This is a genomic window from Marinoscillum sp. (genome assembly GCF_040222955.1).
In the GTDB taxonomy this organism is placed as follows: Bacteria; Bacteroidota; Bacteroidia; order Cytophagales; family Cyclobacteriaceae; genus Marinoscillum.
This window is the reverse complement of record NZ_JAVKCA010000023.1, coordinates 1-23,547: the sequence shown is the minus strand read 5'-3', so window position 1 is coordinate 23,547 and position 23,547 is coordinate 1. Positions and strand designations below refer to the sequence as shown.

The window sequence follows — 23,547 nt, the reverse complement described above, 5'->3', positions numbered from 1 at the left end:
TCGAAGGATAGACAAGAAGGAAGATCGAAATCCAACAAATTAAAGCCTAATTAGAACCCCATAGATTCCGGTATTTGTCCATCGCTGCGCTCGTCCAAAACCGGAATGACGAGCCGGGAAAAGGAGGTCATTCCGGTTTCTGAGGAACGAAGAATACCGGAATCTTCTGATTAATCAGAGCAGGAGGCTTTCAGAATGTACCTTATAGGAATAGGAGTTTTATGATCAAAATTGAACTCCCAGGGAGAAACCAAGATTGAAGACCCTATAGTTTACGGTATCGTTTCGTTTCCTTGAATCAATGCCGGCCACTTTAGGCTCAATTGCATAATCATGATTTGAAGACAAATACTGCATGCTGATTCCCAGAAGCAGTGATTTTAGCAGTTCTACCTCTATGGCTGATTGAATTCCCATTAGGAATGCCCGGCTATTTTCTTTACTCCCACGATGAGTAGCGTCAAATCGATACTCATCTGTCGTTTTTAAGTAGCCCGTCATTTTATAATCAGGAAAGCGCATGGATGAGAAACCCATTATCGGTTCAAATGTCAGATGGAGCAGCGATAGTTGATGATGGTATCCCACGGAGAAGTAGCCATAAGTGACTCTGTAGTCCTTTTGCTCAAAGACATAGTAATAATCATCATCAAAGAAAGTCGTGTAATAGTTACTTATTTGGTCAACATTTACTTCGTTAATGCCCTGTCCAGCGGCCATGGAAGTAATGAGTTTGTTGTTCAGGAATTTCCTTTTGACAGAAATGCCGTAATAAACTCCCTGCTCGGCTGCACCATGACCTTCCTTGTCATAATACTCCGCAACCGGAGAGTCGTCGACCATTGAAATAGTCTTTGAGACATCTATACGGCCATATTTGGTAATGGGCATCGATAAGCCGCCATCAACCTTAAATTGCCATATTGGCTGCCCGTAGCTCATCATAGAACACACCATCAAGAGCAAATATAAGGATTGGATTTTCATGGCTTATTCTAGTTGCAGTGCAAACTTGAGCTGGTCAGAAGATGCCTCACTCACTGCTTTATCACGTTTGTTGGAGACATCTCCAACAAGGGCAGGGGAGTCAGTTAATTAGATCGTTACTTTGAGCAGTTTGTATTATAAAACTGAACCATTTCCTTAATGTGATTTTTAGTATACCACCCTCGATTAATCCTGTCGACCAAGTCCGGGCATTCTTCAAAATAGTTCGTGGCTGTCTTTTTGAACGTGCTATTTCGCAATATTCCAGCAGGCCACAATAAAGTTAGTTTTTCTTCATCCTGCCTTTTCACGAAATAGTAAATGACAGAACTTGAACTAGAGCCCCCCAACCTGATGTCGCCATACGGGGAGTAGTAATTCGCAGGGACATTTGTTTTCAATGTGTCAGTATAAAGGCTCAAATTTCCTCGTATTTCTAAGGCTTTCATCCCACCGAAATTTTCGTATATGACCCCATTGTTTTTATAGCTAATAATATCAGTATTGGATATCTTCCTGTTTTCCGATTCGACTGGATTTCTAAATATTATGCTTTGTGTTTTACCTTCAATATAACCGTGCAAGGAATCACCACTTGAGAGAATCACCCAGTCTAAACTCGTTTTAATATTCTCTCCTGTAACCTCCTCTATTTCTTCCAAGCTCATTCTCTTAATGTAAAACGAAACGCCTTTATTTTCTAAATGGCTTAAAAGGGATTCTGATGGTTCAAAGAATAAAACCACAGAATCAATTGATTCAAATTTAAAATCTCCGTCCTCATTAGTATAGAATTGTGTACTTGAAGTGGCAGCAATGGATACATTTACGAACGTATCTGAGCCCTTAAGTTTTATATCAGCAAATTTTTGACAATGTCCGAAAATTTGGGACAGGCAGAAGACAAACATTCCAACCAGTATTTCCTTCATAAACTTATCTAAATTGACCTGAGTCTAAATATATAGTGCTGAGTACTTCTGCTCCATTGTAAGGCCAAAATAGCACAATCTACCTAAGCTTGCAACGATCCTTATGGAATGCTGTGATGCGATTTCAGTTGCAAACTGAAACATCGTGAAGGCAGAAAATTGATTGTCAAATCTTTGGGTTAATCAGAGTAGTCGGCTTTCCACCCCTGAAAAACACGGCAGCTCACCGCTTATGCCGGCTGAATCAGATCAATCAAATTGCCATACAGGTCGGCAAAGACCAGCACCCGGCCGTAGGGCTCGTCCACAGGCCCACGCACGATCTTCACACCTTTGGCCTTTAGGTTTTCATAATCCCCCTCAAAATCATCGGTATGGATAAAGAGAAACACCCGACCTCCGGTTTGGTTGCCCACGCGGCTGAGCTGCTCGTCGCCCACAGCTTTAGCCAGTAGGAGTCTGCAGCCAGTGTTGCCGGGAGGGGCCACCACCACCCAGCGCTTGGTTTCACTCATTTTGGTGTCTTCTATCAGTTCGAAGCGGAGCGTTTGGGTGTAGAAGGCAATCGCCTCGTCATAGTCTGCCACCACCAGGGCCAGTTGTACAAGTTGCTGCATAGGTTATCCGAATAGGTTTCTGGTAAAGTTGATTTTGATGCCTTGCTGAAAGTTTTCAATCACCTTGAAAATGGCTTTTAAGGTCACCACCTCTATTTTGGTGAGGTTGCCGGGGCTCACGTAGTTGTGGGGTTCGCTGTGGTCGTTCATGATCTGCCGGGCCTGATACCTCAGGCGCATGCCCATCATATAGTAGTAAGACTGCATCAGCTCGAGGTAGTCTTCTTCGGTGAATACCTTCTGGTCCCGCAGGGCGGAGAGCCTTTCGCCGGTATTGGTCTTGAGGATTTTGTGTTTGAGGGCATACACCCGCACCAGGTCCACGATGGGTGTCATGGATCGCTTGATGTTAAACACCTGCTGATCGTCCTTTTCGATGGTTTTGATCCCCCTGAAAAAGGTGAGCGGCGGTTCGTACTGCAGGGCGTTGGTGGCCAGCTGGGTGAAAAAGTACGTGCCCGGATCCTCCAGCTTTTGCAGGATGTGGGCCTGCAGTTCCTTCACCAGCGACTCCTCACCGTAGATCATCCGGCAGTCGAAGAAGGTGGAGAAATTCATCACCGACTGTGGGTCCGGGTTTTCTATCCACTCGTTGTAGTTTCTTTTCCAGTGGGAGAGGGAGTGTGTCCACTTGGGGTTTTTGGCCATGAGTCCGCCGGTACAAAACACAAAGCCGATGTGGTTGAGCCGTTCGGAGACCAGCTCCGCAAAGTGTAAAAAGTAAGTACGCGTTTTCCCCCTGAACTCGTTGGCCTTGTCCTCATAGATAATAGCGTTGTCCTGGTCGGTTTTCAGGGTCTGCTCCATGCGGCCTTCGCTACCAAGCGCCATGAAGACAAACTTGGCCGGAGGATGGCCTATTTCGCTTATCACTCCTTCGATGACCTTCTGCGCGATGGTGTCGGAGATGTTGGTAATGATCTGGTTGGCCAGCTCAGACTTCACCCCTCGGGTGAGGAGGTTATAGACCACCTCGGGCACTTCTGCCCACTTGGCCTTCAGTTCGTCCACCGACATGGCCAGCCGCACCGACTGGATAAACACAAATGGTGATTGTGCCTGGTCGGAGAGGAGCTTGCTCCGGCTGATCACCCCGGTCTCCTGGCCATGATCTTCCACGATGAGGTAGCGGATTTTATGGTTAAACATCATAAGGATGGCCTCATAGATGTAGGCCTCTCGGGAGATCCTGTAAATGGGCCCTTCCATGATGGCTTCCACAGGGGTATCCGCGTCGCGTCGTGCCGCAATGATCTTATTGCGCAGCAGGATATCGGTCACATACCCGATGTAAGTATCCCCTTCTGTAATGAAAAGGCAGCTGAGCTTATTGGCTTCCATCAGCTTAGCGGCCTCATGTGCCGGGGTGCCACGCTCACAGCTCACAATGGGGCGCGTATTCACACTGTCCATTCTCCCAATGAAGTATCGGTCGAAGGTGAGTGTGTCCAGGTCGTAGGTAGGTCTGGTGACAAAGTTGGCAAAGGCGTCGTTCAGCATTTCCTTGCCAAAGAGTGTCACGAAGGATTGGTAGAAAGCATCGTGCTCCTTGCAAAGGGCCTTGAAGGTGGCGGCGGGCACCCGATAGATTTTTGTTTTTTTGGAAGCGGAAACTGTCTTGATGGATTTCTCCTTATTCAGGAGAATGGAAAAAGCACCGTAGGTATCGCCGGGCTTCAGGCTGCTGCCTGCTTCCTTCTTGCCCTCACTGTTGTAAAAATAGGTTTCATAGTTTCCTGTTACAATGATGTCCAGGCCGTCCACTTTGGTTTTGTGCTGCTCGTAGATGATACCGGTCTGATTGAATTCCATTTCCTCCAGGGCATCTGCCAGGAGGGTGAGGGTGTCATCCGGTAGCAACTCAAAAGGATGGGTATGTTGCAGAAAGGAAAACTTGTCGCTCATAGTAACCATAAAAGGATGCTTGAAATGATAAAAACGAAAACTGGCAATCCGCAGCCCATTTTGGCCCTGGCCTTGCTTTTCATTTGTGTATAAATAGGCTGTGCGGCCAGAAGTTTCCGGGTGAGTTCACCTTTGTGATAGAGCGCCCAGAAACAGGCTGCAGTGGCTGTGGCATCTACAGCGGCATCATGCTGGCGCTCCATGTGCCTGCCAAAAAGTCTCAGATAAAGCTCGTCCAGCTTGGGGTAGTTATGATCGGGGTAGCGGGCATACTCTGTGGTGGCCTTCATGGTGCAAAACACCGGATAGCGCGTGATGATGTTTTTCATCCCCGACCGGAGGAGTGCCACCTGTAGCATCTTGCTGTCAAACTCAATGAAATGACCCACCAGCAGGGGTTTGTACTGGCGCAGGTCTTTGGTGAACTGCCGCATCACCGCTTTGCGATCTTCGCCTTTTTGTTTCAGCTCCTCCAGCGTGATCCCGTGAACCCGGGTGGCGGACTGGCGAATGGAGATGTCATCTTCATAGATATAATGATTTTCCTGCTTGATCAGCGCACCAGACCGGTCATATACTGCCCAGGCCAGCTGGAGGACAAAGGGCCATTTATCCAGCTCCGAAATAGGGGACTTCAGCGAGTGCGGGATCCCTGAGGTTTCTGTGTCTACAAAGAGAAGGTAGTCTTGCATGGTGAGGGTGGAAAGTTACTGCCCCAGTACCAGATGGCAAAGGTATATGCGCCACTCATCTGGTATTTTGCACGATTAAAGGTGAGGTGGACAACGCTGGTGCCCTCATGGGGCATTTATAAAGATATATAGCCTACTTTTGCAGCGAATCCATTTCCCCTTCATGAATACATTTGAAATTTTGAACCTCTCAAAGCCTTTGCGTCAAGCCATTGACGATCTGGGGTTCGAGAGGCCTACCCCCATACAGGAGCAAGCATACCCGGTAATTCTTTCCGGCAAGGACATCATCGGGATCGCCCAGACGGGTACGGGTAAAACCCTGGCCTACATGCTGCCGATCCTGAAAGACCTTAAGTTTTCTGAGCAGGTAAACCCGCGGGTGCTGGTGCTGGTACCTACCCGGGAGCTGGTGCTGCAGGTGGTGGATCAGATAGAGCAGATGGCCGCCTATATGAGTGTGCGTGTGCTGGGCGTCTATGGAGGAACCAACATTAACACACAGAAGATCACGGCGCTGGAAGGTGCGGACATAGTGGTGGCTACACCGGGTCGTCTGTACGATCTGGTGCTGAGTCGTGCGCTCCAGCTAAAGGAGGTAAAGAAACTGGTGATCGATGAAGTGGACGTGATGCTCGACCTGGGCTTTCGCTTTCAGCTCACCAACATCATGGAGCTGCTGCCTGAGCGAAGACAAAATATCATGTTTTCTGCTACCATGACTGAGGAGGTGGAGGTGCTGATCAATGATTTCTTCAGCGCACCGGTGAAGATCTCCATTGCCGTGAGTGGTACGCCACTGGATAATATTTCTCAGGAGTACTACCCGGTGAAAAACTTTTATACCAAAGTGAACCTGCTGCTGCATCTCCTGAGGGATCGGGAGACTTTCCACAAGGTGCTGGTGTTTGTCTCTAATAAGAAGAGTGCCGACCGACTCTTCCTGGCCATGGAAGGCATCTATGGTTCAGAGACCTGCATTATTCACTCCAACAAGAGTCAGAACTATCGTATTCGGTCCATCAGGCAGTTTGATGAGGGTAAAAACCGAATCCTGGTGGCTACAGATGTGATGGCCCGAGGACTGGACATGGCCAAGGTTTCTCACGTGATTAACTTTGATACACCTGCTTACCCTGAAAATTACATCCACAGGATTGGCCGTACCGGTAGAGCGGAAGAGGAAGGCAAAACCATTCTGTTTTGTACCGAAAAAGAAACCCCTTACCGGGAGGCCATTGAGTACCTCATGGCTTATGAGATACCCAGAATGGAGTTTCCCGAAGAAGTGGAGGTGTCTGCCGAGCTGGCACCAGAGGAGCGACCCAAGAACAAGGAAATCAATGCCCACCACAAGGTGCCTGACCCGGATGCGCCAGGTCCTGCATTTCATGAGAAGAAGGCCAAGAACCGAAAGGTGAATCTCGGTGGATCTTACCGAAGAGAGGCTGGCAAAAAGTACAAAAAGCCACGAACCCGTGGTGATAAAAACCAAAAGGGCAAGGGAAAGAGATAGTAAAAATGGTCATGCTGAAAAGTGTTCACCACATCGCCATTATCTGCTCGGATTACCGGCAGTCTAAACGCTTTTATACCGAGGTGCTGGGGTTAGAGATTATCCGGGAAGTCTATCGTGCGGAGCGTGAGTCTTACAAGCTCGATTTGGCCTTGAATGGGCACTATGTGATTGAGCTCTTTTCCTTTCCCGAACCTCCTGCCCGTGTTTCTCGTCCGGAGGCCGTGGGGCTGCGTCATTTGGCCTTTGAGGTGGAGGATATAGCAGTGGTGGTGAAGGAGTTGCAAGTGAAAGGGGTAGTGACGGAGCCCATTCGGATAGATGAGAGTACCGGGTGCCGGTTCACGTTTTTCGAAGATCCTGACCAATTGCCGATTGAGTTATATGAAGCTGCCAGGCAGAGCTAGTAAGCGGTTGTTTCCAGCCATTTCAAATCCCGCGAAACACCCTCCAGCCCCGGGTAGATCAGGCGCTGATTGATCCCATACTTAAACAAAGTCTTTTTGATCGCACGCTTCAGGTCTTTCGGGATGATGACCCGGCGCAGCTTGTGGTGCTCAAAAGCCTGATCAGGATGTGGATGAACCGTGAAAAGCCCGGCCTGATTTTGAATCCGGGCTGAGATGTACGGCGGGCGATATTTGTAAACTTGATCAATAGTGAGCGGCTTGAATGCCTGTGGATCCTGAATGGTGCTGCAGCCGGAGAGCATGTAAATGGCTGCATCTTCATCCGGCCGGGCCTCTACCGCAAAGTAAGCGGCCACCAAGGGGTTGTAGGTCCAGTCCAGCAGACGTGTGGGGAGCCCAAAGTGCTGGGCCACGGCCAGCCATTCCATTTCGTTGGCCGGCTTGTGCTCCAAATAGGGAACAGAGGACTCTTTGAAGAGTTTGATCAGGCGTTTTTCCAGCTGCTCGAGTGACTTCCCGTTGACTGGTTCACACCTGCCCAGGGAGGTGAGGAGCTGGTAGTTGCTGTTCGTGACACCCCTGAACACAATGTTTTGACCTTCTTTTTCCTTTTCAAATTCCTTGAGGAGCGCCTCAAAACTGGAGATGGTGGTGGATTTCATAGACGGATTCCGCGCTTAGCTGGTAAAACGTCTAAAATAGCGGAATTCGCAAGGCTTGCAAAGTTTCCCTGCACGAAATCGCCTGATGATCCCGTCTGCAACTCTCCAACCCGGAGATACCTTTTGCGACCTTACTTCTGTTTGATAATCGCTTTGATCGGCACCCCTTCGAAATCAAAATGTGACCTGAGTTTGTTGATCAGGAAACGCTCGTAAGACTCAGTGATGTCCTTTGGGTGATTACAGAAGAATGCAAAAGCAGGTGTCTTGGTAGGTAGCTGCGTGATGTACTTGATGTGGATGTGTTTGCCACGAACAGAGGGCGGTGGGTAGTTTTCTATTTCCTTCAGCATCTTGGCATTGAGTACCGAAGTGCTGATCCGTTTATTTTTATTTTCGGCTACTTTCAGTGCCAGTTCTATGGCTTTGAAAATCCGTTGTTTATTGATCACACTGGTGAATACCACCGGGATATAGCCCAAAGGTCCCAGTTTTTCAGCAATGTGTTTTTTGTACTCATCGGCAGATTTGGTGTCTTTCTCATACAAATCCCACTTGTTCACCATGATGATGGATCCCTTGCGGTATTTGTGTGCCAGCCCGATGATGTTCATGTCCTGAGCCTCCAGTCCGTTTTCGGCATCCAGCATCACAATACATACGTCAGAGTCTTGCAGTGCCTGTATGGCACGGAGTACTGAGTAGAATTCTATGTCTTCTTTTACCTTGGCCTTTTTACGAATTCCGGCCGTATCGGTCAGGATAAAGTCTTTGCCGAACAAGTTGTAACGGCTATCAATGGCATCTCGTGTGGTACCTGCTATGTTCGTAACGATGGTTCTGTCTTTGCCCAGCAGGGCATTCAGGAAAGAGGATTTACCTACATTCGGGCGACCCACGATGGCAATTCTGGGTACCTCATCTTTCTCTTCATCTTCCACTTCTTCAGCAAAGTGTGAGACGGTCTCGTCCAGCAGGTCTCCGGTGCCCGATCCGCTCACCGACGAAACTGCATAGATAGAATCTGTCAGGCCCAATGCGTAGAATTCGTTAGCAGCGAAAGATTTTTCTGTGTTGTCGGCTTTATTGGCCACTATGATTACGGGCTTGCCCACCTCACGCACCACATTGGCAAAATCCTGATCCAGTCCGTGCAATCCGGTGATGCAATCCACCATAAACAGGATAACATTAGCTTCCTGCAGTGCTTCTTTCACCTGTGTACGGATGGCGCCTTCGAAGATGTCATCAGAACCTTCCACATACCCGCCAGTGTCTATCACCGTAAAGGATTTTCCATTCCATTCGGAATACCCATAATGGCGATCCCTTGTCACCCCGGACTCATTGTCCATGATGGCTTGTCTGCGTTCGATGAGTCGATTAAAAAGGGTGGATTTGCCGACATTGGGTCGGCCTACAATTGCTACGATATTTGCCATAAACCGCAAAGGTAGACTTTTTAAGGTTAAGGAACACTTATTTGGCTGAAGGGGATTTTATAATGTTATGAGCGGGGATTGGAGGGGTGAAGTTATCCTCCGCACAATTCAAATCCCGGTTTTGACCGGAAAGGCGAGGTAAAATGTTGCACCCTTTCCTATTTCGCTCTCAGCCCAGATCCGTCCTTGATGTCGGTCCATGATTTTCTTACATAAGGCAAGACCTACACCCGTTCCTTCAAATTGATCATCCGTGTGCAACCGCTCAAACATGCCATAGAGCTTGTCGCTGTATTTTTCATCGAATCCTGTGCCATTATCTGAGATGGTGAATATCACTTCATTTTCTTTGGCCGTCCCCTTAATGACGATTCGTGGTTCAGCTTCATCCCGGCTGTATTTACAGGCATTGGAGATGATGTTTTGAAATAACTGCCGAATAAGCGATTCATTTCCCCGGATGGACGGGAGGGATTTGATGGTAATATGAGAAATGGAATCGCTAAATGTGTTTTCTACAAGTTCCGAGACAATTTCATGCATGTTGATGGTTTTATAATCTCCGGTGATTCTGGTTACGCGACTGTATTCCAGCAGGTCATCTATGAGCTGACCCATTTTCACGCTATTTCTGGTGATTCTTGAGAGGTACCTGATTCCATTTTCAGGTATTACATCCTGGTACTCTTCAATGAACGCCTCAGAAAAACTGTTAATGGCTCTAAGCGGGGCTCTGAGGTCATGCGAGACGGTATAGGTAAACGCTTCCAGTTCGCGATTGACATTTTCCAGTTCGCTGGTACGCTGGATCACTTTTTTCTCTAGCAGGGTGTTCATGTTGGCCAGGATTAATTCTGCTTTCTTTTTGCTGTCAATGTTCTGAAACAGACCTCTGAGGGCAACCACCTTACCATTTTTGACTACTGGCTGACCGATGGCACGAACCCAGATAATATTTTGTTTGGCAGTGACCAGTGTGAGTTCCAGGTCGTAGGGTTTTTGATGACTTATGGCATTTTCAATGGCCACATTCAATACTTCCCTGAAATCGGGATGATAATAGTTGATAACGTCGTGCAATTCAACTTTTCCTCCTTGTGGAAGCTCATGTATGTCATAGACCACATCACTCCATACTATTTCACTGGTGTCCAGGTCAAACTCCCAGGTCCCAATCTGGGCTACTTCAGACATGCTGAGCATGGTTTGTGCCTGCTTTTGTGCCTGTTTGTTTTTATGGATAAGCTCTTTTTCCAAACGCACATTTTCTGTGATGATTTCGGTAAAAAGGAATACGCCACCCACTTCGCCATTGCTCAGGTGCCATGGTTGGGTTCGCCACTTCAGGTAGATGGTTTCTCCATTATACCTGAGCTTGGCCTTTTCACTTTCTGTGACCTGTCCTTTCAATGCTTCTGTTAAGGCGTTTGTCCATTTATCATCAGTGTCCACATCGGGGAAAACCGCGCTGAAGGAAAGTCCTGTAATATCGGCGCCTTCCAGTTTGTAATCTCTGTACCAGTTGTCATTGACCATCATAAACTCCAGGTCCCTGTCCAGCATGGCCGTAGCGCCCGGAGAGTATTTGACGAAGATTTCGAAAATTTCCTGAAGCTTCCTTCGCTCATTAATTTCCGCTTGCATTTCTTTCGGGCTTTTAAATCTGAGCGCAGAGGGAATGACAAAGCCCAGTACCACCGCTGTGGCCATAGAGACCAGACCGGTCAGAAGCTTCGCGAATCCGCTTAGCCGGTAGACAGGCTCCCAGAAAAGGGTGGCATCTATCAGGTGAGTAATACCACATAGCCCTATAAAAGCGACAAAAAGTAATATGATCCACCTTAAGTTTCCAAGTGATTTTTCCCGGATATACCAGAGCAGCATGATGGGAATGGAAAAATAGGAGAGAAAAATGGTAATGTCTGAAATGATGTATACCCAACCCTCGGTCTCATTCCAATCGCCGCAGGTCCATCTGGCCGGCCATCTGCTGCTATCCAGCATGCCTCCAAAGTAGTTACCAATGCTAATAGAGGAAGAGGTGGGTTGCTGTACAGTACATGACGTAATGTTTCCCTGAATACTAATGGCGTCTTCCGTAGCACTGGCAGGCAGTACAGTCAGAAGTAGAAAGAAAACAAGTAAAAAAGTAGGGTTCAGGTGCATAGAAGTACCAATTACATTCTCGTAATGTTACTTCCTTAAGCCCTGAAGCAAGGCACATTTTAGTTGGATGCGGTGAAATTTCTCGTTGGATAGCTCGAAATGTCAGTTAAGCCATTTAGTCTTTCAATAACCAAACCGTTTTAGCTTGGAATCGTCCTTGCGCCAGTCCTTTTCTACTTTCACGAACGTTTCCAGATGGATTTGCTTGCCAAAAAAGGATTCGAGCTCCTGGCGGGCAGCAATGCCCAGGTTTTTAATAGACTCTCCCTTCTTGCCGATGATGATACCCTTTTGGCTATCACGCTCCACAAAAATTTCAGCGGCGATTCTAATGATCTTTTCTTCCTCTTTGAAAGACGTTACCACTACTTCTGAGCTGTAGGGGATTTCCTGCTTGTATTGTAAAAAGATCTTTTCTCTTACAATCTCGGCGGTGATGAATCGCTCAGACTTGTCCGTGAGCTCATCTTCGGGGAAGTAGGGGGGGTGCTCGGGCAGGTAATCGACAATTTGCTGCTGTAGCTGATCCACACCCTCTCCGGTCACGGCAGAAACCGCCACCGGTTCGGCCCAGTCGAGTTGCTCTTTCCAGTAGGTGATTTTGTCCTCTACCTGCGAGCCTTTGCCCAGATCGGATTTATTGACCACAAAAATCATGGGGATCTCTGTTCTGCGGGCCATATCGATCCATTCCTGGTGATCATTCTTTTCACCCAGCTCCACCATGAATAGGATTACATCTGCATCTTCGAGTGATTTTTTCACGAAACCCATCATTCGTTCCTGCAACTTATAGCTGGGGTCCAGGGTGCCGGGTGTATCGGAGTACACGATCTGATGCTCAGGAGTAGTGACGATCCCGAATATGCGGTGGCGGGTGGTTTGAGCCCGATTGCTAATGATGGAAATACGCTCCCCGGTGAGTTGATTCATGAGGGTAGATTTTCCCACATTAGGTTTCCCCATAATGGTAACAAATCCCGATTTGAATGGCTTGGCTTCTGTCATATCGGGTGCAATTTCGCCAAAAACCAGATACCCTGAGGCCGGAATGTTTGTTTTCTCTGTGAAAATATGTTCCGGCTCACAGTATATGATGATAGGCTTTGATGAAATCCCGTGGCTTGGAATCCATAAAGTAGCGAAAGTCTTTGATGAGATGGGACTGATCATAGTACCCCGACTTGAAGGTGAGCTGGGTGAGCGTCATGCTGTCCTGATACTGACGGTAGTTTTCCAGGAAGTGCTTCATTTTCTCTATTTTCCCAAACTCTTTGGGAGAGAGGCCTATTTCCTGTGCAAACCGCTGCTCCAGAAAGGATTTACTAATGCTCAGCTGTTCGTTGATGTCTTTGATTTTGACCTCACCATTGGTCGACTGAATGATCCGAACGGCCTCTTCTACCATAAAACTAGGCTCAAAGTCATTGATGTCTTGTAACAGGCGATCAAGGTGTTCTTCGAATTGCACGAGGTTTTCCAGCCTGGGCATGCCCAGTGAGATTACCGCGTCACGCTCCAGCGGGATGTTTTTTGGATAGAGGAGCATGGTGTATTCCGGCCTGATTTTGGCACAAAGGAAATTTAAGCTTTCGGAACTCAGAGACATACCCTTACTCCGGCAGGTGGAGAGCGCGAGCTCGCCAGTGCCGATCACTACGGATCGAATGGACCCAATCAATTTTCGGGTAATAGGTGCACCTATATTGTAGAGTATCTCTACGTAGTTATCGGGCATAAACATTAGTTCGTCTATGCCATTCTCAAAGATGTAGCTTTTAGTGCCTACTACTACTTCTTCGGATTCAGGATGGGACTTTGTATTTAGCATGGCTTTTTTTTGCCACTAGACACGTAGCCCCGGGTCTTTCACTTATATTTTTAAGGCCGGGTATGTAAACAAACCCGATGGTTTAGTAAACATTCGGTAATGTTTACAAATTGATTCTGGCCGGAGTAAGGGTTTGTCTAATGATACTGGTTTGGGGACCTCCTGTAATCTGTGGGGGATTTTCCGGTCACCTTTTTGAAGGCTTTGTAGAAAGATACTTTGTTGGAAAAGCCTACCATCTCCGCTACGGCATCTATGGTGAAGTGTCCGTAGGCCTGGTCCAGGAGCAACGCCTGGGCCTCCTTAATTCTAAGTTTGTTGATGTAGGAATTGAAGTTTTGGCAGGCAATGGTATTGATAGAGCTGGATACCTGTTTTTCGGAGAGGTGAACGCCTCTGGCTACTGTATCCAGTTTGATATCCGGGTTGAGGTATTTCTTCTCAGAAACGATCCATTTGTTTATGCGGTTGAAGGATTCTTCCTTCATCAAAAGATCCTCCTCACTCACCCTTATAGTTGGTGGTTTTAGAGCCTTTCTCCGTCCCCGCCATGCCATATATGCTATGCTTAAAATAATAAATGACAGAATAAAAAATTCCATATCGATTTTATGGCAAAGTAAATTTCATTTTAGCCCCATACCCAAACGCTTTTTTACAATTCCGGGTTACACGTTCTTTTTTACAATTACTTCAGATGGTAAAACCCTTATTTCGTGGTACCTCTTTTATATTATACTGTTTTGAAAAGGCTGCTTTTGTAGTAGGAGGCGGTCTTTTCAATCAGTATCTCCCACACACGCTTTCTCTTAGTAAATACTCCCGCCTTGAAGCCTGGTTTCGAACCAATGAGAAATCATTGAAGTAATGAGTTACCCATGGGACAACAGTGGTTTCCTTAAAGCTCATTTTCGGAAGCGGGGCAGCTGAACCAGCCAAAACGATCTTACCCCTATCCGCCTGGAGGTTCTTTTTTACAATTATTAGCAAAAAGACTCCACTAAGATTACGCTGTGAAATAATGTAAAACTAAACACGGTAGTTTATGAGAAAACTTCTACTTATCGCATGTTTGATCATGCTCCAGGGGCTGCTATATGCCCAGGAAAGAACGATCTCCGGACAGGTGGTGGACGACAATGGTGAGTCCCTCCCCGGAGTGAATGTAGTGCTGAAGGGGTCCACCCAGGGAACCATCACAGATTTGGATGGTAACTATAAGGTGCCCTTAAATGGTGATGATGATGCGATTCTCGTGTTCTCATTTATAGGAATGCAGACCAAGGAGATTCCTATTGGCGGGAGGTCTGTTTTGGATGTGACGCTTTCTCAGGATGTGACCCAGCTTACCGAAGTGGTGGTCACGGCATTTGGAGTGGAGCGCGAAAAGAAGGCGCTGGGTTACTCAGTACAGGACGTAAAGAGTGACGAGCTGACCAAGGCTGATCAGACCTCAGTGCTTAATTCTCTGCAGGGAAAAGTGGCTGGCGCCCAGATTTCTAACTCAGGTGGGGCCATTGGTAGCTCCACGCGTATTGTTTTGAGAGGCCCCACCTCCTTGTTGGGTAATAATGAGGCCCTGATTGTGGTGGACGGTGTACCTATCAACAACGGTACCTCCAACAACGTGCAGGCATCTGGTAATTTCTATGACAACATAGTGGATGCCGGCAACCGGGCCAATGACATCAGCCCGGAGAACATCGAGTCTGTATCCGTGCTAAAGGGGCCTGCCGCAGCGGCACTATATGGCTCCAGAGCTGCCAATGGGGTACTTTTGATTACCACCAAGAAAGGAACGAACACGGCTGGAAAGGCCAATATCAACTTCAATTCGTCCTATACCTGGTCCAAAGTGTACATCATTCCCAAGTTTCAAAATGAGTTTGGACAAGGGCAGTTTGGTGACAATCAGAGCTACCTTTTCGATCAGGAAAGCTGGGGTGATGCCTTCGATGGCAGCCTGCGTCCATACGGGGCGGTGGTGAATAACATTCAGCGCTACAAGCCCTATGAGGCCCTGCCGTCCAATGTGCAGGATTTTTGGGAGACTGGAAATACCTTTCAGAACTCACTCTCACTGTCGGGGGGGAATGCAGATGCCACGTATTTCTTGTCTTTTAACGACATGCAGCAGAATGGTGTGATGATCAACACCGACATGAGACGAAACAACCTCACGTTCAATGGTAGTGCCAACCTTGGTGATAAGGTGACTACTTCTGCTTCTATCAACTACGTGCGGACCAAGGCCAATTTACCCATGATTGGACAACGAAATCAGGCACTGGCTCAGGTATATAATATGCCGCGGGATATGAGTGTCGTAGACATGAAAGATCTGGATGACCCCTTCAATACTCCTGATGGATTCTTCACTTCCTTCATTGTCAATCCTTACTACTCACTGAAGCGTGATTTCAGTACGCAGGATCTGAATCGGATTTTTGGAAATGTGCAGCTGACATATGCCCCTGTAGACTGGATCAAAGGTACACTTAGGGTAGGGTCGGACGTGATTGCAGACCAGCGCAACACCTATCATGACCTGGTGCAGTATCAGCCGGGTAGCCCGAATGCCGGAGCGGCGTTTAACTCTGACGGTGAGTATACGGAACAGCGGCTAAATAACCGCGAGATCAACGTGGATGCGATGGTCAATGTGAACCGTGACCTGATGCCGGACTTGCAGTTGAACGTATTGGTCGGGTATAACTTCAATCAGCGTGAAACAGACAATCTTTTCACGACGATCGACGCGCTTACGCTACCTCGTTTCCCAAGTTTGTCCAATGTGAGCGGGTCATATACTTCAGGTGGCATAGCTACCCAAAGACGACTTTATGGCGTTTACGGTTCGGCAGATCTGTCTTACAAAGGCTATTTGTTCCTGGGCGGTACTTACCGCACAGACTGGTCTTCTACCTTGCCACTGGATAACAACTCCTTTTCATACCCTAGTGTGAATTTGGGCTTTGTGTTTACCGATGCTTTCGAGATTACCAACAATATTCTCTCTTTCGGAAAAGTGAGGCTGAGCTATGCTGAAGTAGGAAATGATGCAGGTACTTATCTGACCAATTCTGTTTTCCAACAGACCAACATCGGAGCCAGCTTTGCGACCATCCAGTTTCCTTTCAACAACGGAACGGTCATAGTGCCCGGATTTAGTGAAGGCAATACCATCGGCAATCCGAACTTACAGCCTGAGATCACCAAGGCTTATGAGGCGGGACTTGACGTTCGCCTGTTCAATGGAAGAGTGGGCATAGATGCGACCTACTACAACAGTACTTCTGAGTCGCAGATTCTGAACACCTCGGTGGCCCCATCCTCGGGCTTTACTACCCAGGTGGTCAACATTGGTAAGATATCTAATAAGGGCGTGGAGCTACAGCTTAATACCACACCGCTGAAGATCGGAGATTTCCGTTGGGACTTGTCGGTGAACTACACCAAAAATGTAAACCGCGTGGAAGAACTGGATCCGGGTAATAAGGAACTGGTGCTGGTGGCTCAGGGACTTACTCCGGGTCTGAAGCTGGTGGTAGGTAAGCCTTACGGGGTTTTTGAGGCCACTCAAGCCCTGAAAACAGCCGATGGAAAAGTGGTAGTGGGACCGGATGGAATTCCGCTCGACGATCCTGATCCGGTAGAAATAGGTTCTATTCAGCCAGATTGGTATGGTGGAGCTACCTCTACATTCTCCTACAAAGGCTTGTCTTTGGGAATCACCATGGACACCAGACAAGGTGGCAAAGTGGTGAGCTCTACAGCTGCTCAGCTCTATTTCGCTGGCCTGGCCGAAGAGACTGCCTTCAATAGCCGTGAGGAGTGGATAGTGCCCAACTCTGTCATACAGACAGGTACTGACGATGATGGAAACCCCATCTACTCGCCCAACACTACACCGCTCACCATGTATGGCACTGGCACTGCGCGAAACTATTGGTCGCAGATTCAGGGTGGATCCCGAAATGAGGAGGTTCTTCTGGATGCCTCTTACATCAAGCTGAGAGAAGTGGCCCTGAGGTATACCATACCTACTGCCCTGATCAGCAAAACACCTTTCAAAGGCATCACTGTAGGAGCCGTGGGCAGAAACCTCTGGCTACGTACCCAGGGTAACAACCACTTCATAGATCCTGAAGCGAGTGCTTTTGGTAATGGAAATGCCCAGGGCTATGAATTCCTTGGAATTCCTCCACAGGCTACTTATGGCTTTGACTTAAAAATCAAAATATAATCGATTATGAAAAGCATTTATAAATCAATCATTGCATGGGTCATGATGTTTGGCTTCTTCTCTTGTGGAGATGACATTCTGGACATCAATAAGGACCCCAATAACCCGGGTACCTCCACGCCACAACTGACTCTGCCAGCAGGTCAGGTGGCCTTGGCTGTGACCCTGGAGGCTGATTACAACCTGATGGGCGCTCACCTGGCTCAGTATTGGACTCAGGGACCTACGGCTTCTCAGTTTTCCTTTCTGGAACAGTATAACATCACGACCAACAATTACAATGGTGCATGGTCTCGCATGTATGCTTCAGCACTGGAGGACCTGGAGTTTGTGAGAAAGGCTGCCATAGAAGATGGCACCCCTAATTACGCGGCCATTGCGATGCTGCTACAGGCCTATTCCTTTCAGATTTTGGTCGATCTGTATGATCAGATTCCATATACTGAGGCCCTTCAGGGCAAGGATGGCTTGCTGGAGCCGAAATTTGATGATGGAGAAGCGGTGTATGACGACCTCATTGTGAAGATCGATGCAGCGCTGGACATGATCGATATCTCCAGCTCAGCCGTCACTCCGGTAGCGGATGACCTCATCTATGGCGGGAACATGAGGAAGTGGATTGCTTTTGGCAATACCCTGAAACTCAAAATCTATATCCGCCAGTCGGAGGCCAGGGCATCAGTAGCTCAGGCTGGAATTCAGGCGATGTACGATGCGGGAGCCACTTTCCTTACACCGGGTAATGACGCCCTGGTAAGCTTCACTCCAAGCACTAATAATCAGAATCCACTCTGGCAGATATTGAATCAGACCACGTTTCAGAATATCGTAGCCAGTGCCACTTCTGTGCAGGAGTTCATCAACAATGCCGATGACCGGATCAGTGCTTACTATGACGTGTCACCAAACACCAATACCTATGTAGGCTTGCCACAAGGTACGGGTACCACCAGTGGAGATCAGTTTGCTGACTTCTCAGCGCCGGATGCCAATACGGTGATCAATGCTGACGCAGATGTGATTCTGATCTCAGGCTATGAGAGCCTATTCCTTCAGGCTGAGGCTGCTGAACGTGGCTGGGGTACCGGCGATCCAAAGTCGCTCTACGACCAGGCAGTGATGGCTTCTTTTAGCTTCCATGGACTGAATGGCAGTGCGCTGGTGAGCCCAGGGGGTAACTATGAGTATGATGGTGAATTGAGTACCATTTACTATCAGAAATGGCTGGCATTTAATGGCAAGCAGGGATTTGAAGGATGGAATGAGTGGCGCAGAACAGGAGTTCCGGATTTGAGCCCCTCTATTCAGGGACAACCTTTGCCCAATATTTTCCCATTGCGGCTCATATGGCCGGCCAACGAGACTGCCACTAATCCGAACGTACCGGAGCTGGAGGCGCTTGACGCACCGGTCTGGTGGGATAAAACATTTTAATCACTAAAAGGACGATCAAATGAATTACATATATAAACGATCAAGAACATGGATACTCCTGCTGCTGTCAGTTGGATTTCTGGCCTGTGAGCCAGATCTGGACTCAGAAGATGTGACAGTCGGAGTGATTCGCTTTCCTTCTATCATTCTGAATGGTGACAATCCCATTGCTTATGTGGCGGGTGAAGTGAACGCTATCACCGACCCTGGTGTGACGGCCCTTTTGGGTACCGACGACATCACCAGTCAGGTAGAAGTATCGGGAGTAGACGGAGTAGATTTTGACACTCCGGGGATCTATCCGATTAACTATTCGGTGAGCACAGTGAATGACCTGGGGGATGAAACCACCGTGACCGAAACAAGGTACGTGTTGATTGCCTCTGAGGACATCTCGGGAATTGATCTGACCGGAGAGTACTTCTCCATCAGTCAGGCTTTCAGTGGCGCCTCTTACGGTCAGACCATGACGGTGCGAAAGCTGGGTACCGGATACTTTGCCTGCACCGATGTATACGCACATCCGGCGGCAGAGAATGGCGGTAGGTTCTTCGTAACCAGCGCCACCGAGGGGATCCTTCAGCCTCAGGGAACCAGCGAGACCATTTTCGGCCTGGATATGTTTGGTACCGTGGATATACAGATCGATAATTCCGATCCGGCTGACTATAACATTTCCTTCAATCTGGAACTTCCCGCAGCCCAATTTCAAACCACTAAACCCTGGACAAAAAATGAAAACGTTAATTAATTATCTGTCTGTAATGGTGCTGGCTGTACTAGGTACGGCCTGTGTATCAGGAGGGTTTGATGAAAACCCTCAGCTGGATGAGTTGGAGAATGCCCTGAAGAAGGCACCGAAAGTAGAATCGATATCGGTCAATGGCGTGGCGGTGGAGAAAAACACCCAGTCCATACGGCAGGTGGATGCCAAGATAGGGGATGTATTGAAGCTGGATGCCATTTTCAGTAGTGGCAAGGATGCCCAGCTGACAGAGCTGGAGTTTTTCAGACAGTACTATGGAGTAATATATCCCCAGGAGGCTCCGCACCCGGTGGATTCGCTCACAGATGGTTTCTATGACTTGTCCGGATTGGAGAGCACGTTTTCTTACGACTATACGGTGCCTGAAGAGGATGATGAAGGATTCCATTTTGAGGCTGGAAACATTATTACCATTCAGTACCGTGTCAAAAACTCCCTCGATAATTACGGCTATCGCTCACTGGTGATTCGCCTTGTGGAGGAGGAAGAATAACCGGTCAAATTACTCACTATCAGTTTTTGAAGAAGCCTCCCATAGGGGGGCTTTTTTTGGTTGGAGGAGTGGGGGAGGTATATTGGTGAGGCTTGTGAGGTTTGAAGATAATCGTTCGGCACCTATAGCTAACAATGGTTTGATCGGGATAGAAAATCTGTTAGCTTTGATAGCTTTACAAGGCGGGCATCAACCATTGGTGGTTGATAGTCGGATGTTGGGATGCATTATCTGCATAACGAAAAATGAGAACTTCAATATTCATAATTCTTTTACTTGCATGTGGAACTGCTTATTCGCAGGGAGAAACTCCTCTAAAACCCGAACGAAGAACAGTAGATCGACCTTATATGGAATTTGATACATTAGACTTCAAAATAGGGAATCGATTATTATCCGTTGAACCCTATGGCAGGTTGCTATTAATCGAAAACGGAGATACAACTGAATCCAGCTTGTCAACAGAATTATCAATTACACGAGCATACTATTTGAACTCCCGAGATCGGCACTACTTCTTTTTCACAGATACAGATATGGAAGGAGCAACTAGTTGGTTGGAGTGCTTCAACAAAGATTTTAAGAGCCTATGGGTGACTCCAATTCAAGGTTTTAACATGGGAATTCCACTTATTAATGATGAATTTGCCTACGTAACTGCTATTGGGTTTGTTGGAAAGATTAACATGTCAACTGGTGAATACGATTGGAGACATTTCAACCTTTACGATCGACAGACCTATGATTTCAACAGTTTTGGCCAACCTATCATGAACGACTCAACTATAGAGTTTCCATCAACAAACTGGAAGTCGAAGAAGGAACGTAAGATTCTAGTCGACAACTCTACAGGTGAACTAATAGAAAACTGAACGCATCCCAACATACGCTAGCAGTTATGCGCCAAACTGCCATTTTGCAGGCTTTTTCGGGAACTTGTCCGCTTCACTGCCCATTCTGAAATCTTTGTGCTTCGTAGAGAATTTTTCCTTTCTGGCCTTTGACTTGCAGAACGCATTTCTTCGTGGCTACACGTTGTGGGGGTTGGGCAGTTTCGCTACATTAGTACTCTTTGCAAGCTGGTGGGCGCACAAACTGCTAGCTTAGCGTTATAGGCAATTAACGGAATGAAAATACATCTATCAAAAAGCACGGCTGGAAGAGGTGGTGGTGCAGGACTTCATGGAATGCTTAAGCACTTAGATAGACACATTCAATCTAGGTTTGAACAAGCCAATTTTCAATCCTCATTTAAGGAAATTTGGTTAACGCTATCCTATCCACCATTATATGTATTGCCAGGTGTTGTTGGTATGGAAAAGGGGTTTATGGAACATTACCAAAACCTTCCAATTTCTAGACTTGACCGTAAGTACAGCAAAGTAGATATAACCCTTCAAGCTCCTGAATTCTCTGAACATTATGACAAGAACTCACAAGAAAACTATGAGCATAGATTTTCAGTTGAAGAACGATTTCAGAATATTGAAGAACTAGAACTAGCAAAAATTTTAATTGATAAATACATCGAATCAGGCCAGATTATTTCGAAGAAAATTAAGAAGGGGGATGATTTCGATTTTCGAAGGTTTAATGAAATACTCTTATCTATTAAATCTGATCTAAATGCCGATTTCTTGACTTCCATTAATGACAGTGAACAAAATAATATTCACAATGAAGCATTAACAAAAGCTCTAAATATTAGGGAAGTAAGAAGAGCAAATAGAAAAGAAAAAGATAAGGTGCTTCGTGACTTAAGAATCTATTATTGCGGACTACCAAACAAAGCTTTATATCCATACGATTATCAATACACAGAGATATTTAGAAATTTGCTGATTAGAAAACACTTCAAATGTCCAACCTATCACCACGTTTATATTCAGGTAGCGCAAACTGAAGAGGAAGCACTTAAAAATACTTTTGCTTTCGAGGATTGGTATTCGAACTGTATTTCATTGATTGATTATCGATCGTACTCCAGTGCGACGGAAGAAGAGAAGACAAAAATGGTTTTTGACCTTATATCCAAAGGACTCAAGGATATTGTCGAGTTGGACGGGCTTGACCAGAATATCCTCAGCGATACTATTAAAGAGGTAGAACTCAAACATCTTGATACAGAATTGGCTTTTCGAACTTATGAAAACAAAAAGTATGAACTTCGTATTACATACCTTTCAAGAAGTATGGAAGAGAAATGTCCAATATTCTTTAATGTCCTAGAAAAGGACACTGGACGAAATGGAAGGGTACAAATTGGAACGGCTGACAACTCCCAAATCTCTCTATGGCTACAGAAGGTAACTCTAACGAACAATTCGATTCGTATAAAGTCAAGTGACTCTATCAGAGGTCAAGTTTGGCTGAAAGATAAACCTCGCGAAATGGAATTCAATTGGGATGAACTTCTGAGCGAAAAAAGCCTATAACAGGCGCTAAGCCTAATCGGCTTACTTAGTTGTTTGCAAAGGGCATCTGGATCAGATACTTTTGAGATACTTGAAAGGCTAAGCCGACTATGCTTAGCTGGTCGTCGTATGCAATTAATCTTCATAATGAAAATATCAACCACAATAATGTTACTGGTGCTTTTAAGCACATCAACTTTTGGCCAATTCTCACAAGGAACAAAGCAACTTGGGGGAACCATCACAATATTCCAAGATCAAACTAATGATGAATATGTAATTGGCAATCAGTTTGCGGCTGTGCCCTATGAACTAATAAATCGGGAAATTAGAATCTTACCCAGATTAGGATTCTTTGTAAACAACCGAACAAGCATAGGGTTTGGGGTTGGTTACACCAACCAATTCACACGTCAAAAATTTTCTTCTCAAGCATCAGAAGCTGTATTTGAGAATGAAATTAGGACAAATCTGATTCTGATAGAAGTATTCAGTCGTCATCATATTTCTGCTTCAGAAAACTTCTATTTTTTCATTGAACCAACACTAACCGCTAACTTAGGTAAGGCTAAAAATGGTTTAAATAAGGAAGTAGAGGAAAATATTTTCGGCTTTTCGGCGGGTGCAACTCCTGGAATTCTTTACATGATCAGTGATAAATTCGGACTAGAGGGTTCTTTTGGATTTCTTGGTTACAGACGAACATCGAGTAAAATAACTGAGCCAGAAATTTCACCCGAACCAAAAAATGTTGATCAAGATTTTGGACTTGACTTATCACTCCGAACTTTCCAACTAGGATTTCAACTTTACTTCTAAAAAAAGCATGTAACAGACGCTGATCGGGCATATGTCTCCCGATAGCTATCGGGAGTGCTTTCTGGCTGGTTTCGGTGCAACAAATCGACCGATAGATCCTCACATCTGGTTAGTGCGGGGACGCCTAGTCTTGGTTCTATACCTGACTTTCCTATCTTTAAGTTAATAAATCAGTTTCTTGGAATAGTTATAGGAAGGGAAGCTAAAGGTTATGC

20 protein-coding genes are annotated in these 23,547 nt (G+C 46.5%); 9 read left to right on the top strand and 11 right to left on the bottom strand.

The annotated features are described in order from the left end of the window. Positions 1–225: 225 nt before the first annotated feature. The 5 genes from RIH33_RS20745 to RIH33_RS20725 form a co-directional block, all read right to left on the bottom strand. Positions 226–843 (bottom strand): hypothetical protein, encoded by a 618-nt coding sequence (locus RIH33_RS20745; protein WP_406653331.1) that lies wholly within the window; start codon positions 841–843, stop codon positions 226–228. A gap of 260 nt (positions 844–1,103) precedes the next feature. Beyond that, a complete protein-coding gene (locus RIH33_RS20740) occupies positions 1,104–1,919 on the bottom strand; it encodes a hypothetical protein (protein WP_406653330.1) in 816 nt (271 codons plus the stop codon). Between the two features lie 230 nt (positions 1,920–2,149). Further along, complete coding sequence (locus RIH33_RS20735; protein ID WP_406653329.1) at positions 2,150–2,536, bottom strand: VOC family protein; 387 nt, start codon at positions 2,534–2,536, stop codon at positions 2,150–2,152. Between the two features lie 3 nt (positions 2,537–2,539). Then, a complete protein-coding gene (locus tag RIH33_RS20730; RefSeq protein WP_406653328.1) occupies positions 2,540–4,441 on the bottom strand; it encodes a DUF294 nucleotidyltransferase-like domain-containing protein in 1,902 nt (633 codons plus the stop codon). Beyond that, a complete protein-coding gene (locus tag RIH33_RS20725; protein ID WP_406653327.1) occupies positions 4,438–5,133 on the bottom strand; it encodes an exonuclease domain-containing protein in 696 nt (231 codons plus the stop codon). The genes RIH33_RS20730 and RIH33_RS20725 overlap by 4 nt, the downstream gene beginning before the upstream one ends. A gap of 163 nt (positions 5,134–5,296) precedes the next feature. Between RIH33_RS20725 and RIH33_RS20720 the strand changes: the two genes are divergently transcribed. Together RIH33_RS20720 and RIH33_RS20715 are read left to right on the top strand one after the other, a co-directional pair. Next, positions 5,297–6,649, top strand: coding sequence for a DEAD/DEAH box helicase (locus tag RIH33_RS20720; protein ID WP_406653326.1), 1,353 nt, complete (start codon positions 5,297–5,299; stop codon positions 6,647–6,649). A gap of 5 nt (positions 6,650–6,654) precedes the next feature. After that, complete coding sequence (locus RIH33_RS20715) at positions 6,655–7,056, top strand: VOC family protein (RefSeq protein ID WP_406653324.1); 402 nt, start codon at positions 6,655–6,657, stop codon at positions 7,054–7,056. Here RIH33_RS20715 and RIH33_RS20710 read toward each other — a convergent pair. From RIH33_RS20710 to RIH33_RS20685, 6 genes are all read right to left on the bottom strand, one after another. Continuing rightward, complete coding sequence (locus RIH33_RS20710; RefSeq protein WP_406653323.1) at positions 7,053–7,721, bottom strand: FRG domain-containing protein; 669 nt, start codon at positions 7,719–7,721, stop codon at positions 7,053–7,055. The genes RIH33_RS20715 and RIH33_RS20710 overlap by 4 nt on opposite strands. A gap of 131 nt (positions 7,722–7,852) precedes the next feature. Further along, a complete protein-coding gene (der, locus tag RIH33_RS20705) occupies positions 7,853–9,163 on the bottom strand; it encodes a ribosome biogenesis GTPase Der (protein ID WP_406653322.1) in 1,311 nt (436 codons plus the stop codon). A 108-nt stretch (positions 9,164–9,271) separates the two neighbouring features. After that, positions 9,272–11,329 carry an ATP-binding protein gene (locus tag RIH33_RS20700; protein WP_406653320.1) on the bottom strand — a complete coding sequence of 686 codons (2,058 nt, stop codon included), beginning with the start codon at positions 11,327–11,329 and terminating at the stop codon, positions 9,272–9,274. Between the two features lie 123 nt (positions 11,330–11,452). Further along, positions 11,453–12,337: a GTPase Era gene (gene era / locus RIH33_RS20695; RefSeq protein WP_406653319.1), complete on the bottom strand. Its 885-nt coding sequence runs from the start codon at positions 12,335–12,337 to the stop codon at positions 11,453–11,455. A gap of 76 nt (positions 12,338–12,413) precedes the next feature. Then, the gene (locus RIH33_RS20690) at positions 12,414–13,160 is read right to left on the bottom strand and encodes a helix-turn-helix domain-containing protein (RefSeq protein ID WP_406653318.1); all 747 of its coding nucleotides are present in this window, start codon (positions 13,158–13,160) and stop codon (positions 12,414–12,416) included. A 137-nt stretch (positions 13,161–13,297) separates the two neighbouring features. Further along, positions 13,298–13,669 carry a helix-turn-helix domain-containing protein gene (locus tag RIH33_RS20685; RefSeq protein ID WP_406653317.1) on the bottom strand — a complete coding sequence of 124 codons (372 nt, stop codon included), beginning with the start codon at positions 13,667–13,669 and terminating at the stop codon, positions 13,298–13,300. 536 nt (positions 13,670–14,205) lie between these two features. On the opposite strand from RIH33_RS20685, the gene RIH33_RS20680 reads away from it, so the two are divergent. From RIH33_RS20680 to RIH33_RS20650, 7 genes are all read left to right on the top strand, one after another. Continuing rightward, on the top strand, positions 14,206–17,406 hold the full coding sequence (locus tag RIH33_RS20680; protein WP_406653315.1) for a SusC/RagA family TonB-linked outer membrane protein: 3,201 nt from the start codon (positions 14,206–14,208) through the stop codon (positions 17,404–17,406). Between the two features lie 6 nt (positions 17,407–17,412). Further along, positions 17,413–18,840 (top strand): SusD/RagB family nutrient-binding outer membrane lipoprotein, encoded by a 1,428-nt coding sequence (locus RIH33_RS20675; RefSeq protein WP_406653314.1) that lies wholly within the window; start codon positions 17,413–17,415, stop codon positions 18,838–18,840. 19 nt (positions 18,841–18,859) lie between these two features. Next, on the top strand, positions 18,860–19,591 hold the full coding sequence (locus RIH33_RS20670; RefSeq protein ID WP_406653313.1) for an immunoglobulin-like domain-containing protein: 732 nt from the start codon (positions 18,860–18,862) through the stop codon (positions 19,589–19,591). Further along, positions 19,575–20,099, top strand: a complete 525-nt coding sequence (locus tag RIH33_RS20665; RefSeq protein WP_406653312.1) for a hypothetical protein — start codon at positions 19,575–19,577, stop codon at positions 20,097–20,099. The genes RIH33_RS20670 and RIH33_RS20665 overlap by 17 nt, the downstream gene beginning before the upstream one ends. A 245-nt stretch (positions 20,100–20,344) precedes the next feature. Then, a complete protein-coding gene (locus RIH33_RS20660; protein WP_406653311.1) occupies positions 20,345–20,971 on the top strand; it encodes a hypothetical protein in 627 nt (208 codons plus the stop codon). 255 nt (positions 20,972–21,226) lie between these two features. Beyond that, entirely contained in the window at positions 21,227–22,534 is a 1,308-nt protein-coding gene (locus tag RIH33_RS20655) for a hypothetical protein (protein ID WP_406653310.1), read from the top strand. A 126-nt stretch (positions 22,535–22,660) separates the two neighbouring features. Continuing rightward, positions 22,661–23,332 carry a hypothetical protein gene (locus RIH33_RS20650; protein ID WP_406653308.1) on the top strand — a complete coding sequence of 224 codons (672 nt, stop codon included), beginning with the start codon at positions 22,661–22,663 and terminating at the stop codon, positions 23,330–23,332. Positions 23,333–23,547: the final 215 nt, after the last annotated feature.